This is a genomic window from Herbiconiux sp. VKM Ac-1786, assembly GCF_015350805.1.
Taxonomy (GTDB): Bacteria; Actinomycetota; Actinomycetes; order Actinomycetales; family Microbacteriaceae; genus Herbiconiux.
The window spans coordinates 143,941-157,760 of record NZ_JADKSG010000002.1 but is presented as its reverse complement, the minus strand read 5'-3'; the positions used below and the strand labels follow the sequence as shown (position 1 = coordinate 157,760).

Below are 13,820 nucleotides of genomic sequence, written 5' to 3'. Positions count from 1 at the left end.
TTGCCGTACACCCCCGGATACTTCGGTTACCGGTTAGAAGGCCTCAGGAGACTGGGGCCTTCGGAATTTAAGCGTCGTTCAGGCCCACTTCGGAGGGCAGCGGAAGACACCTTTCCCATCCCTCATCTGCTTCGGGAACTGACAGGCAGCAAGCGCCTCATCGGTGATGTGAGCCATGAAGTCGGGCTCGGTCTTCACGAGCTCCTTCGAACTGCGCGAACTCGGCATGGGGAAGATGATCCCGACTCGGAAGCCGAATTCGTGCTTGAGCATTCTGAGCGTGCCCGCGAGGTCGGAGTCGTTCGAGAGCATCACGAAGACGTCGGCTGCGCCCGTGAACGCGTCGGCCGTCATACGGGTGCCGAGATTGACGTCGAAGCCCTTCTCCTCGAGCTTCCGGACGGCCGTGGTCACCCACTTGCCGGTCGTGGGGTCGACGGTCTGCGGATGCACCGGCATCTGCCGTCCGTCGTTCCGGAAGGTGCCCAGGTGGACCGACACGTCGGGCTACAAAGTGAGCGCTCGGAGGTACATCTGCTGACGGACCGATGACTGCGGATCCACCAGGAGCCCCGGTCGCAGGTGGGCTGTGAAGTAATGGACGTGGTCGATCCGATAACCCGGCATCAGGTACCGGCCCAACGCGGCCAGGTCGAGCCACTTCAGGTGCGGCTTCGACTCCAGGCACCGTCGATACAGATTGAATCCGTCGACGTAGAGGCGGGCGGACGGCATGGCGACCTACTCTCATCTTCGCCCCGCCGAAGGGTTACGAACTTTTGGCCGGTGGATCCGTCAGGTCGATGTCGGTCGCATCGGGCAGGTCGACGTCGGCCAGGAAGTGCTCGACGGTGGGGAAGAGGGGTTCGCGGGAGGCGCGTTCGGCCTCGACGCCGATGCGGAGGATGTCGTGGAGCGGGAGGGCGTCGGCCTCGAGGCGCGCGCGGAGCGCGGCGACGCGGTCGAACGGGGAGACGCCGGGCGGAGTTGAGCCGGCGGCAGTGTCGCTCGCGGCCGGCGCGGAGCGCGGGTTGCCCGGCGGGAGGGAGATGCCCATCGCCGCCTCGAGGGAGGCGAGGTCGGGGAGGACGGCGAGGGCGGCCGGCACCGACGGCGACGCGACCGCGATGCGCGCCGGGGTCGGGACGGGCAGCACCCGCACCACGTCGGTCAGCGCCGTGGCCGAGCCGTGCGCGTTCGCGGCGCGCACGCCGATACGGCCGCTCTGGCGGGCCGTGAAGCGCTCGGTCACGAGGCGGCCGGCGACCTCGCGGCGGATGTCCGCCCGCCCCGGCATCTCGATCACCACCTCGCGCGCGCCGTCGACCTCCACCGTCAGCCGCACCTCGTCGCCCTCGGCCACCAGGGCAGGGCTGACCGACACGCCCCGGATCACCGGCGCGGCGAGCTGCAGAGCCACCAGCCCGCGCAGGTACGCGTACCAGTCGGCGGCGGTGGGGCGGGTGGCGGGGTCGTCGCCGAGGGCGCGGTCGAGCATTCGCTGGCCTTGTTCGTCGAGCACACCGGCGGCTCGCGACGCGTCACGGCTGCGGTCGAGCCCGTCGCCGGCCGGCGCGAGCACCCGCAGCACGAGCAGGCCGAGCTTGTACCGGTCGGTCTCGACGCTCTGCACCGACGGCTCGCGCGACAGGTCGACGTCAGACGAAGACGGCGCCGCCCACCCCGCGCTGTTGCGCTGCAGAGCGCCCTCGCCCGCGAAGGCGGCGCCCTCGCAGCCGACCACGAACGCCGACGCGACCTCGACCGCGCCGAAGAGCACCGACCGCTCCGACAGGTCGCCGAAGACGACGCCGTTCCGGTGCAGCACGCCGAGCAGCAGGCTCACGCGGGCGAGCACGGTGGCGCGGGCGACGACGTCCCGCTCGGATACCGCCGCGGCCCCCGCCCGCCGGGCCCGCTTCGGAGCGCTGATCAGCCACTTCGCGTTCTGCGTGACCTTGCGGTGCTCGGGGTCGTCGACGGGCACGTAATAGAACGGATGCGCGGCCAACGGCACGAGGCAGCCCACCACCTCGCCGCCGTCCCCCTCGACGACGGCCAACGGCCCCGCGGAGACGGCGTCGAGCATCCCGCGCTCGCGCGCGTCGAGCCCCCAGCGCAGGGCGACGAGTCGCGAGAGAACGGCCGAGTCCCACTCCGGAGCCTTGCCGTCGCGCACCCGCACGAACGCGACCCCGCCCTGATGTCCGGGCACGGTGAAGCTGTCGAGCCGGAACACCTCGGTCGCGGCCCCGCTGCCGATCGGCGCGCGCCCACCCAGATCGACCTCGCGCACGCGGATGCCCGCGGCCCGCGACACGACCTGCTCCTGACCCTCACGCTCCGACACGATCAGCGAAACTACCGCACGCGCATCCACGTTCCCTGGAGCAGGCCGGCGACCGATACCGTCGACACGGTCGTCGCCGCCGACGCCCGCCGCACAGGCCGTCACTCTGGAAGGATCAGCCTCATGAAGATCGCCGTCGCCGGAGGAACCGGAACCGTCGGCCGCCACATCGTCGACGCGGCCCGCGGCCGGGGTCACGACGCGGTCGTGCTCGCCCGCTCGACCGGGGTCGACCTCACGACGGGCGCCGGCCTCGCGCCCGCGCTGGTCGGGGTCGACGTGGTGGTGGATGCCGCGTCGGTCGGCACGCAGTCGGCCACGGTCTCGCGGGCCTTCTTCGGCGGCGTCACCACGAACCTCCTCGCGGCGTCCCAGACCGCCGGCGTGCGTCACCACCTCGCCCTCTCGATCGTCGGCAGCGACCGCGCACCCTTCGGCTACTACGCGGGCAAGGCGCTGCAGGAGCAGGCCGTGACGGCCGGGCCCGTCCCGTGGACGATCCTGCGCGCCACCCAGTTCCATGAGTTCGCGCAGCAGATCTACGGCCAGGTGACGCTCGGCCCGATCACCCTGGTGCCGCGGATGCTCTCCCAGCCGGTCGCGGCCCGCGAAGTCGCCGCACGCCTCGTCGACCTCGCCGAAGCCGGCCCCTCCGGCCACGCGACCGATCTGGCAGGCCCCGAAGAACTGCGGATGGCCGACATGGTGCGCGCCTACGCCTCCGCTACAGGCGGTCGCGGCCGGATCGCGGAGGTGCCGCTGCCGGGCGGCTTCGGCAGGGCGCTCCGCGACGGCACGATCCTCGCGGGACCCGCCGCCGACCGGGGCACGCAGACCTTCGCCGAATGGATCGCGCAGCTTCCCCGCGTGACCGACAGCTGAGTCTCGGACTGGCGCCCTCTCAGGTCGCCCTGCGAGCCCGGAAGCCCGATCAGGCTCCGGGCTCGTGGGACCCGTCGCCCCGGCCCCTCAGGCTCCCGCCGTCCCCGGAGCTCAAGTGAGCCTGCAGCGCCGCTGTCACGGCATCGACCTGCGCGAGGCCCACCCCACTGTCGGACGCCTCCACGAAGGCCTCGACGAACAGCTCCTGCACCGCCCGCAGATGCGCCGCGGAGGCCCGCCTGAATTGCGAAGCCCCGGCCTCGCTCAGCACGACCTCGCTCCCCCGACTGTCCTCGGTCGACGGCGATCGGGACAGCAACCCGCGCCGCTCCATCCGGCCCAGGTGGTGCGAGAGCCGGCTCCGCTCCCAGTCGATCACGCTCGCGAGCTCCGACGACCGCAGTCGACGCCCGGGCGCCTCCGACAGGGCGAGCAGCACCGCGTAGTCCCCTGTCGACAGTCCTGATTCGGCCTGCAGCCGTGCGGCCAGCAGCGACCGGATGCGGTCACCGGTCTCCACGAAGTCCCGCCACACCCGCAGGTCGTGCGGCGTCGGCGACCGCCGAGCACGAGCCCGCTCCGGCCCCTGCGCCGCCGCCGGCGCCTGAGCTCGCGCCGCATGGGAATCTTTCACCGCTCCTCCTAGTTGACATGTCAATCATACGAACGCACCGCCCCGAGCGGCGCGGAGGGAGAACACCGTGACCACCGAGATCGAGTTCGGACTCAACTCCTTCGGCGACGTCCCCAGCGACGCCGGCCGCACCCTGACCGACCCCGAGACCGTGCGCCTCCTGGTCGACGAGGCGAAGCTCGCCGAGCGGGTGGGTCTCGACGTCTTCAGCCTCGGCGAGCACTACCGCGAGGGCCACGTCGACTCGGCGACCCCGGTGCTCCTCGCCGGAATCGCGACGGCGACCGAGCGCATCCGTCTCGGCACCGCCGTCACGGTGCTGAGCACGAACGACCCGGTGCGCCTCTACAACGAGTTCTCGACCCTGGATGCCCTGTCGAACGGCCGCGCCCAGCTGGTGCTGGGACGCGCATCCCAGACCCAGTCGTTCCCGCTGTTCGGCTACGAGCTCGAGGACTACGAGCACCTCTTCGAGGAGAAGCTCGACCTGTTCATGAAGCTGCAGCGCGAGATGCCCACGACCTGGCAGGGCACGGTGCGCTCGCCCCTGACGAACCAGACCCTGCACCCGACGATGCGTCCGGGCGGCATCCCCACGTGGATCGGCGTCGGCGGCAGCCCCGAGTCCGTCGTGCGCGCCGCGCGCTACGGCCTGCCCCTGATGCTCGCGATCATCGGCGGCCAGCCCGAGCGCTTCGCCGGCCACGTCGACCTCTACTTCCGCGCGCTTGAGCAGTTCGGTCTGCCCCGCCTGCCGGTGGGCCAGCACGCGCTGGGCCTCATCGCCGACACCGACGAGGAGGCGGCCGAGACCTGGTGGCGGTCCTGGGAGCCACTCGTCACCCAGATGGGCCGCGAGCGCGGCTTCTACCCGCCCACCCGCGATCGCTATGAGCTCGAGCTCGCCACCGGCGCCCTCTTCGTCGGCTCGCCCGAGACGGTAGCGCAGAAGATCGTGCGCATGACCGACGAGCTGCAGATCAACCGCTTCGACCTCAAGTACGACATCGGCGGCCTCCCGGTCGACGCCCGAGCCCGCACCATCGAGCTGTTCGGCACCCGGGTCGCCCCGCGCGTGCGCGAACTCCTCGCCGAGAAAGCGGATGACCGTGAGCAGCAGCCCGTCGGAGCCACCCATGAGTGAGCCGACCCCCAGTCTCCCCACCGTCGGCATCCTCGGAGCCGGGAAGGTCGGAACCGTCCTCAGCCGCCTCCTCCTGTCCGCCGGCTACCGGGTGCTGATCGCGGCCTCGGGCGACCCGTCGCGCATCGCGCTGATCGTCGACGTACTGGCTCCCGGCGCGGTCGCCCTGACGGCGGCCGAGGTGGCGCGCGAGGCCGACGTCGTGATCCTGGCCCTCCCTCTCGGCAAGTACCGGTCGATTCCGGCCGACCTCCTCGAGGGCAAGCTCGTCATCGACGCCATGAACTACTGGTGGGAGATCGACGGCATCCGCGCCGACCTCGACGACCCGCGCACCTCGACCAGCGAGCTGGTGCAGGACTTCCTGCCGGCCTCGCGCGTCGTGAAAGCCTTCAACCACATGGGCTACCACGACCTTGACGAGGGCCCGAGCGCGGCGGGCGCCGCCGACCGCAAGGCGATCGGCATCGCGGGCGACGACGACGCAGCACTCACCGAGGCGGCCGCCCTGGTCGATGCGGCGGGCTTCGACCCGGTGCGCGTGGGCACCCTACGCGACAGCGTCTCCCTGCAGCCGCACAGCGAGCTCTTCGGGGCGAACCTCCCGGCCGCCGGCGTCCGCGACGCGGCTGCCCGCTTCTCCTCGACCGAGCGCGGCCGCGAGGTGGCCGCCGCGCGCGCCGGCGCCCCGGCCCTCCGCCCCCGCTAATCTCGTGGTGTGACCTCGGAGCCGACCGCCCGCCAGGCCGGACGAGGCTGGCGCGTCTGGATCCTCCCGATCGGGATCGCCGTGGGGGCGGCCGCTGTGGCGGTCTCCCTGTGGCCGCAGCCGGCCCGCGTCGAGACGGTCACCGTCCCCCTCGACGGTGTCGCCACCATCGCGGGCCACTCCGTGGCGGACACGGCGACGCTGCGCACCGCCACCGGCGCCGACTACAAGGGCCGCGGCTTCCTCGTGACCACGCTCACCGTGACATTCGCGGGCGACGGCGAACCTCTACTCCCCGGCATCACCGGCACCCTCCACCCGACCTCTGGCGCACCCGTCACCTGCACCTCGATCGGCACGCAGCTCGCACCGGCGGACGATCCTTTCACGATCGAGCTCGAGTGCTCCCCCGCCGTGACCTTCGACGGGCTCGGCACAATCACCGGCGCGACCCTGGAACAGCCGTAGCTAGCGTCGTGTGCAATGGAGCGGATGCCCGGCAGCACCCGCGGCACGACCCCGGGGCGTAGTGTCGGCACCATGACCAACCGAGCCACCCGCACCGCCCTCATCGTGATCGGCGTCGTGGCGCTGCTGATCGGCCTCCTCTTCGCCGGCCAGGGCGCGAACCTCATCCCCGGCAGCTCGATGACCGGCGACCGCACCTGGCTCTACATCGGCGCGGCCCTCGCGGTCGTCGGCGTAGTGCTCCTCGTCCTCGCCCTCCGCCGCCGCCGCCCCGGCCCCTGACACGGATGCCTCCCACCCCGCCTCGCAGCTCCGATGCCGCCAACGAGTCCGCATCGGTGCGGCCGAACGCGATGGACCGAATCCTCGATCGCCTGCTGCTTGAGCACGGGGACGTGATCGGCCGCCTGTCCCGCACGTGATAGTCGCGGTCGTCACCATCTGTCCCATGCGCTGCTCGCATGAGGACGAGCAACACAGGCCATCGAGTTGTCGACAATGGAGGCCTGCCACCGCCTCGACCAGTTCCAGGGTCATGCTCACGTCGGATGTCTGACCCGACGCGTCGAATTACCCACCAGGAGGATCTCGATGACCATCACTGAATCGCGAGCACAGCAAGTCGAAGCGGCGATACATAGCGCCGAGATCGAGGGCCTTACGGTGACGGACAGCACCCGGGCTGATGCTGACTCCTATGTGGCCGGCGTGATCGACTCGAGCGAACTCGTCGACCGAGTCCGTGCCCGTTATGGCCTCTCCTGACTTCATCGACCCGTACCTGATACCCGGCTCAACCGTCCTCCGTAACCTCGTGGGGGCAGTCACCGCCACCGAGCTGGCCGAAGCCGAGGCCGATCTCTCCTTCGCGCGAGCGGTTGAACTCCTAGACCATCCGGTTGTACCCACCAATGACCTCAACGAGTTCATGGCGATTCATCGGCACCTGTTCCAGGATGTCTTCGACTGGGCCGGCCAAGTTCGCTCGGTCGATGTTCGAAAAGACGTGCCAGGCGCACAGTTCTTCCTGCCCGTCGGCTAGAGCAGCATCTCCAGGGCCTGGGGCGTGATGAGTTCGTACAGCGGCTCGCGTTCCAATACGAGAAGATCGACTACATCCACCCGTTTCGGGAGGGCAACGGCAGGACGCAGCGGATCTTCTGGAACCGCCTCGCCCTCGAAGCGGGCTGGCAGCTCGATTGGCGTCCGGTCCACGGCGAGGAGAACCACGCGGCCGCTCGCGCGGGATCCGATGACGACGACCTCGCACCTCTGATCGCGATGTTCGAGAAGGTCGTCGCTTCGGCGGATGCGCACGAGCACGATCGGGCGGTGACCGAGATCAAGCGGCTCTCCATTGCTCCCGCGGAGAGGAGTTGAGCGGACGAGCCTCGTGCAGGCCTGTCAGCGGCCCGACGTATGCTCGTGGGACGCAGTGACGAGGTGGGCGGGCGCTGCGCGTTCGATCGCCGTGAAGCGCCGGGAGCAGCTCGATGGACAGCAACAACCCTGAAGTCAGCCGTGCGCCCGAAGGCGCCAGCGAGCGCGAGACGACGACGGCGGCGACAGCGACAGCGACAGCGACAGCCCCGGCCACGGCCACGGCCAGGCTCGAGCTCACGACCGCCGGCGTCGTCAGCTACGCCCTCGCCAACGCGCGCCTCTCCGCGCTCGAAGCCGTCACCATCACGAACGACGGCCCCGCCCGCCGCGGCGCGAAACTCGAGATCGAGGCCACCGACGCCTTCGGCTCCCTCGGCGCCCCGAGCACCACCCTGATCGACCTCGCCGAGCACGCCACCATCACCCTCGATGAGCGAACCCTCCACCTCGACCCCGCGAGGATGCTCGCCGTCGACGAGCAGCGCCCCGGCCGCATCACCGCCCGCCTGAGCGACGCCGACGGCACCCTCATCGCGCAAGCAGCGGCAGACGTCGACGTCCTCGCCGCCTCCCAGTGGCGCACCACCCCGGTGCAGCTCGGCATGGAGCTGCTCCCCGCCTACGTGCAGCCGAACGCCGCCGCGATCCAGCCGCTCCTGCACGAGGCCGGCGAGCTGCTCGAGCAGGCCACGGGCGACCGCAGCATGACGGGCTACCAGCTCGACGATCCCAGCCGGGTGGATGCGACGGTCGCGGCGATCTTCGAAGCCATGCGCCAACGAGGCATCCGCTACGCCGAACCGCCCGCCAGCTGGGCGGCCACCGGCCAGAAGGTGCGCACCCCCGCCGAGGTGCTCGAGGGCCGGGTCGGCACCTGCCTCGACACGACGGTGGTGCTGGCCGCCGCCCTCGAGCAGGCGGGCATCAACTCGACGCTGTGGATCTTCGACGGCCACGCCCTGCTCGGCTACTGGCGCCACAACAGCGAGCTGGGCTCGGTGGTCGACTTCGAGCCCGCCGACCTGATCAACCGCGTGGCGCTCGGCCAGATCGTGCTGATCGAGACGACGGCGGTCACCGATCAGCGAGCCGGCGACGTCGAGGCCGCGAAGAGCGCCGCGAGAGCCCGCATCGAGGGCGCTCCGAGCACCTTCATCGGCGCCGTCGACGTGGGCGCGGCGCGGTCGGCGAGCATCTTCCCGCTGCCGTCCCGGTCGGTCGACGCCGACGGCAGCGTGGTCGTCACCGAGTACCGGGTGGCCCCGCGGGTGGCGACGCGCGACGGCCGCGCGACGACGGCGACGGGCGGTGAGGGGGCGGGGCGAGCATCCGCCCCACCCCGCGTGGCGCAGTGGAAGAACTCGCTGCTCGACCTGAGCCTGCGCAACCGGCTGATCAACTTCACCGACCGCGCCGGCTACTCGCTCGCGGTGCCGAGCGGATCCCTCGCGCAGCTGGAGGACCAGATCAGTTCGGGGCTGCAGCTGTCGCTGCGACCCTCGAACACGGTCAGCGCCGTCGATCGCGAGCGCAAGATCCAGTACGGGCGCGAGCTGCCCGACGAGACGCGCGCTCAGCTGCTCGCCGACCGCAAGGAGGCGTACGTCGACATCACCGACGAGTCGTACGCCACGAAGCTGCGCTACCTCGCCTACAAGGCGAAGACGATCGTCGAGGAGACCGGCGCCAACAACCTCTACCTCGCCTTCGGCATGCTGCACTGGACGTTCAACGACCGCGAGCTGCGGTCGCCGCTCATCCTCGTGCCGGTCACGCTCACGACGGCCAACCGCGGCTCGCTCTACCGGCTCACGCTCGACGAGTCGGGCGCGTCCACCCCCAACTACTGCCTGCTCGAGAAGCTGGGCCAGGCGTTCGACCTGAGCATCCCGGGGCTGGCCGAGCCGGTTCAGGATGGCGCGGGCATCGACCTGCAGGCCGCGTTCACCGAAACGCGGCAGGCGGTTCTGGATGCTGGACTGCCCTTCCGGGTCGACGACACCGTGAATCTGGGCATCCTCCAGTTCGCGAAGTTCCGGCTCTGGAAGGACCTCGACGAGAACTGGGAGTCGCTCGCCGCCAACCCGCTCGTGAAGCACCTGATCGAGACGCCGACCGCGGCCTTCGCCGACCCGGTGCCGCCCGCGGCCGAGGGCACCGTCGACCTCGACGCCTTGAGCGCACAGTGTCCGGTGCCGGCCGACTCCTCGCAGCTCGAGGCCGTCGCCGAGGCCGCGCAGGGCCGAACCTTCGTGCTCGAGGGCCCTCCCGGCACGGGCAAGTCCCAGACCATCACGAACCTGCTCGCGAAGGCTCTCACCGACGGCAAGCGCGTGCTGTTCGTGGCCGAGAAGCGGGCGGCCCTCAGCGTGGTTCAGCGCCGCCTCGAGGAGATCGGCCTCGGCCCGTTCTCGCTCGACCTACACGACAAGGGCGCGCGGCCCACAGCGGTGCGGGCGCAGATCAAGTCGGCGCTCGAGCATCGGGTGACGACCGACGGCGCCGCCCTCACGACGAACCTCGAGATCGCGAACTCGAACCGCCGCACGCTCTCCCGCTACGCCGACCGGCTGCACGAGAGTAACCCGGCCGGGCTCTCCCTCTATTCGGCGCGCACGAGCGAGCTGGCGGCCGACGCCTTCGTGCCCGCGCTGCCGGTGCCGGCGTCGCTCGTCGCGGGCGGCTCACCCGAGGACTTCGACGCGATCCGTACCGCGCTGCGCGACCTGCCCGAGACGGCCGACTACGTGCGGCCGCAGCGGGTGAACCCGTGGGGCTTCGTGGTCGACCGGCCGGAGGCACCGATCGACGCGACCGCCGCGCACGCCGCGGCGAAGGCGCTCGATCAAGCGATTGCAGCCGCCCGCGATGCGGGTAACGCCCCCGAACTCACCGACCTGGCGCAGACCCCCGAGCAGCTCGCCGACTGGTCCCGCATCGACGGCTACCAGCGCGAGCCGCTCGCCGTGATCGACGCCGCCCGCGACACGACGAGCCCTTGGAACCAGCACGCCCAGTCGATCCTCGACCAGCTCGGCACCCTGGCGCAGACGTCACCGTCGTGGCTGCAGCAGGCGCAGCCCGAGGCGATCGCGCTCGACGCAACAGCCATCCACGCCGAGGCGCTGGCCGCCGACCAGTCGGGATTCTTCGGCCGCAAGAAGCGCCGCCGCGCGGTCGCGGCACGCCTCGCAACGGTGCTGAAGGCGCCCGATGCGGTTGACCTCAAGCAGTTCTCGGCCCTCACCGGCCAGATCGCGGCGTCGGCCGAGCACGCGAACGCGCTTCGAGCGACCGTGCAGCAGCTGCCCGGCATGCACCTCGCCACCGACTGGAACCCGCTCCGCCCGAGCGACGCCGACGCGGCCCTCAACCAAATCGCCTGGCTGCGCTGGGTCGGCTCGACCATCGGCGTGCGCCCGGGCGACCAGCCCGACGCCTTCACCACCGAGAGCCGCCGCCTCTACGAGACGACCGCACCTGACGCGAACCGCTCAGCAGCCCTGTCGGCCATGAGCACCGCCTGGGGCGACCTCATCGCGGCAGCGCACACGACGGCGAACGGCCTCCCCGACTGGGCGGATGCACGACAGACGAGCGAATCGACAGCCACCCCCGCCCACCGCGGCTTCTTCGATGCCTGGGCCGCCACCCGCCCCGGCCGCGCCGTCGACTCCCCCACCCCGGTCGCCCTCGACCGCTGGCTCGCCTTCTCCCGCGCCCTCGAACCCCTCCGCAGCCGCGGCCTGACCGAGGCGGTGCAGGCCTTGGAAACCGGCGACCTCTCAGCCGATGACGCCCGCCTGTCGTTCGAGAAGGGTCTCGCGGCGGCATCCGTCGACGAGCGTGAGCAGAGCACCGGCCTGGCCGACTTCGACCCCACCGCCCACAACCGCTCGATCGAACGCTTCACCACGAGTGCGCTGGCCATCCGCGCCGAGCTGCCGAACGCCATCCCGGCCCACGTGCTGGCGCTCAGGCGTTTCGATTCGAGCGCACCGGCCGGCCAGGTCGGCCTGCTGCGCCGCCAGCTCGAGCGTCAGCGGGGTGGGATGAGCGTGCGCACCTTGCTCGACACCTTCGGCGAGCTGATCACCCAGATCCTGCCGATCACCCTGATGTCGCCCGAGTCGGTCGCCCGCTTCTTCCCCGCGAAGCCGGGCCTGTTCGACATCGTGGTGTTCGACGAGGCCTCGCAGATCCGGGTGGCGGATGCGGTGGGCGCCATGGGCCGCGCCGATTCCGTCGTGGTGGTGGGCGACAGCAAGCAGATGCCGCCGACCAGCTTCGGCGAGACGGCCATCGACGCCGACGACGAGCTCGAGCTCTCGGCCGAGGCGGTCGCCGTGGTCGACGAGGAGTCGATCCTCTCGGAGTGCGTGCAGTCGCAGGTGCCGAGCAAGTGGCTGTCGTGGCACTACCGCAGCCAGGACGAGTCGCTCATCACCTTCAGCAACCACCACTACTACGAGAGCCGCCTCTCGTCGTTCCCAGCGCCCCTCCGCTCGACCGAGCGCGACGCACTCGACGGCTACGGCGTCTCCATGGTGCGCGTGAACGGCGTCTTCAACCGCGCCGGCAAGGGCAAGGAGCTGCGCACCAACCGCATCGAGGCCGAGGCGATCGTGACCGAGATCCGCCGCCGCTTCGACGCCGCCACCCGCGCCCAGGCCGACGTGCCCCTGGCCGAGTTCGAGGCCCCGTCGCTCGGCGTGGTCACGTTCAACGCCCAGCAGCGCGACTTCATCGAGAACCTGCTGCGCGACACCGGCGACGAGCGCATCCTGAAGGCCCTCGACCACGACAGCGAGGGCCTGTTCGTGAAGAACCTCGAGAACGTGCAGGGCGACGAGCGCGACGCCATCCTCTTCTCGATCGCCTTCAGCGTGAACGACAAGGGCTTCCTGCCGTTGAACTTCGGCCCCCTACAGCGCGCCGGCGGCGAGCGCCGCCTCAACGTGGCGGTCACCCGGGCCCGCCGCCAGGTGCTCCTCTTCGCCAGCTTCGACCCGTCAGAACTGCGTGCCGAGCAGACCAGCTCGGTGGGCGTGAAGCACCTGAAGTCCTACCTCGAGATGGCCTCCCGCGGCTCCGACGCCCTCGAGGCCGACCCCCGCCGCACGGTGATCTTCGACCGCCACCGAGACGACATCGCTTCAGAATTGCGGATGCGCGGCCTGGCCGTGAAGACCGACGTCGGCCTCTCCGACTTCCGTGTCGACCTCAGCGTCGCCCCGGCCGCCACCCCTGACCGCCCCCTCCTCGCGGTCCTCCTCGACGGCGACTCCTGGAGGGCCCGCCGCACGGTCGCCGACCGCGACGGCCTCCCCACGGAGGTGCTGAAGAACCTGATGCACTGGCCGGCGGTCGAACGCGTCTGGCTCCCGGAGTGGCTGCACGCCCGCGAGGCGGTGCTCGACCGGCTTGAGCTGGCGGTCGCGGATGCGCTGGCGGCGGCCGACGACGGCGCGCAGCTGGCCCGCGTGGACTCGATGGTCGAGCAGGCGCTCGAGGACGACTTCGACATCGACGATGCCGAGCCGGACCTCCCCGCGCCCCCGCTTCCGCTTCCGACCACCGCTGCCGAGCCCGGGTTGTTCCTGCGCTCGGTCGGAACAGCGGCGCCGGCGTCGACCTCTGACGACCGCCTCTCCCCCTACACGCCCTGGGTGCCGCGCCGGGTCGGCTCGATCGCGGTCCTCGACGCGCTCCCCCGCCAGGACGCGGCCCGAGCCGTCGAAGCTGTGATCCGCGAGATCGTGACGACCGAGGGCTCGGTGCACCTCGTGCGCCTCGCGAAGCTCGTTGCGGCCGCGTTCGAACTGAACAAGGTTGCGCAATCCCGCGCCACAGCCATCCTCCGCCACGTCCCCGCCGAGATGACGACTCACTCGACCGAGCCCTTCGCCTGGCCGACCGACATCGACCCGACGACCTGGCGCGGCGCCCGCTCCTCCCACCAAGGCGACGGCCGCTCCCTCGACCACGTCTCCCTGATCGAGATCGCAAACGCCATGTCGATCGTCGCGGAAGCCTCAGCAGGCCTGGCCGAGCCCGACCTCAAGCGCGAGGCCTTCGCGGTCTTCGGCGGCCGCCGAATGACCGAGGCCATCAGCGCCCGCCTCGACGCGGCCCTCGACTGGGGCGTCGAGAACGGCCGCCTCCGTCGCGCCGAAGCGGGCATCATCCAGTCAGCGTCCTGAGCGGATGGCGGCGAAGCGCCACCGGCGTACGAGCTGAATGAATCAGT

At 71.0% G+C, this 13,820-nt stretch carries 12 protein-coding genes; 9 read left to right on the top strand and 3 right to left on the bottom strand.

Annotation, left to right across the window (positions count from 1 at the left end):
- Positions 1–78: 78 nt before the first annotated feature.
- Positions 79–453, bottom strand: a complete 375-nt coding sequence (locus tag ITJ64_RS11770) for an NYN domain-containing protein (RefSeq protein ID WP_194680993.1) — start codon at positions 451–453, stop codon at positions 79–81.
- 316 nt (positions 454–769) lie between these two features.
- Positions 770–2,350, bottom strand: a complete 1,581-nt coding sequence (locus tag ITJ64_RS11765) for a hypothetical protein (RefSeq protein WP_194680992.1) — start codon at positions 2,348–2,350, stop codon at positions 770–772.
- A gap of 123 nt (positions 2,351–2,473) precedes the next feature.
- Between ITJ64_RS11765 and ITJ64_RS11760 the strand changes: the two genes are divergently transcribed.
- Positions 2,474–3,232, top strand: a complete 759-nt coding sequence (locus ITJ64_RS11760) for an SDR family oxidoreductase (RefSeq protein WP_194680991.1) — start codon at positions 2,474–2,476, stop codon at positions 3,230–3,232.
- 49 nt (positions 3,233–3,281) lie between these two features.
- Here the strand turns inward: ITJ64_RS11760 and ITJ64_RS11755 are convergent, their stop codons facing one another.
- Positions 3,282–3,866, bottom strand: a complete 585-nt coding sequence (locus tag ITJ64_RS11755; RefSeq protein ID WP_194680990.1) for a MarR family transcriptional regulator — start codon at positions 3,864–3,866, stop codon at positions 3,282–3,284.
- Between the two features lie 67 nt (positions 3,867–3,933).
- Here ITJ64_RS11755 and ITJ64_RS11750 point away from each other — a divergent pair, with 67 nt between their 5' ends.
- From ITJ64_RS11750 to ITJ64_RS11720, 8 genes are all read left to right on the top strand, one after another.
- Complete coding sequence (locus ITJ64_RS11750; protein WP_194680989.1) at positions 3,934–5,010, top strand: LLM class flavin-dependent oxidoreductase; 1,077 nt, start codon at positions 3,934–3,936, stop codon at positions 5,008–5,010.
- Positions 5,003–5,719 carry an NADPH-dependent F420 reductase gene (locus tag ITJ64_RS11745; protein ID WP_194680988.1) on the top strand — a complete coding sequence of 239 codons (717 nt, stop codon included), beginning with the start codon at positions 5,003–5,005 and terminating at the stop codon, positions 5,717–5,719. The genes ITJ64_RS11750 and ITJ64_RS11745 overlap by 8 nt, the downstream gene beginning before the upstream one ends.
- Before the next feature lie 9 nt (positions 5,720–5,728).
- Positions 5,729–6,187 carry a hypothetical protein gene (locus ITJ64_RS11740; protein WP_194680987.1) on the top strand — a complete coding sequence of 153 codons (459 nt, stop codon included), beginning with the start codon at positions 5,729–5,731 and terminating at the stop codon, positions 6,185–6,187.
- A 72-nt stretch (positions 6,188–6,259) separates the two neighbouring features.
- Positions 6,260–6,469 (top strand): hypothetical protein, encoded by a 210-nt coding sequence (locus tag ITJ64_RS11735; RefSeq protein ID WP_194680986.1) that lies wholly within the window; start codon positions 6,260–6,262, stop codon positions 6,467–6,469.
- 309 nt (positions 6,470–6,778) lie between these two features.
- Positions 6,779–6,952 (top strand): hypothetical protein, encoded by a 174-nt coding sequence (locus ITJ64_RS11730; protein ID WP_194680985.1) that lies wholly within the window; start codon positions 6,779–6,781, stop codon positions 6,950–6,952.
- 49 nt (positions 6,953–7,001) lie between these two features.
- On the top strand, positions 7,002–7,229 hold the full coding sequence (locus ITJ64_RS18935) for a hypothetical protein (protein ID WP_228508639.1): 228 nt from the start codon (positions 7,002–7,004) through the stop codon (positions 7,227–7,229).
- Positions 7,154–7,567 (top strand): Fic family protein, encoded by a 414-nt coding sequence (locus tag ITJ64_RS18930; RefSeq protein ID WP_370545266.1) that lies wholly within the window; start codon positions 7,154–7,156, stop codon positions 7,565–7,567. Before ITJ64_RS18935 ends, ITJ64_RS18930 begins: the two co-directional genes overlap by 76 nt.
- Positions 7,568–7,680: 113 nt before the next feature.
- Positions 7,681–13,773 carry a DUF4011 domain-containing protein gene (locus ITJ64_RS11720; protein WP_194680984.1) on the top strand — a complete coding sequence of 2,031 codons (6,093 nt, stop codon included), beginning with the start codon at positions 7,681–7,683 and terminating at the stop codon, positions 13,771–13,773.
- The last annotated feature ends 47 nt before the right edge of the window (positions 13,774–13,820 follow it).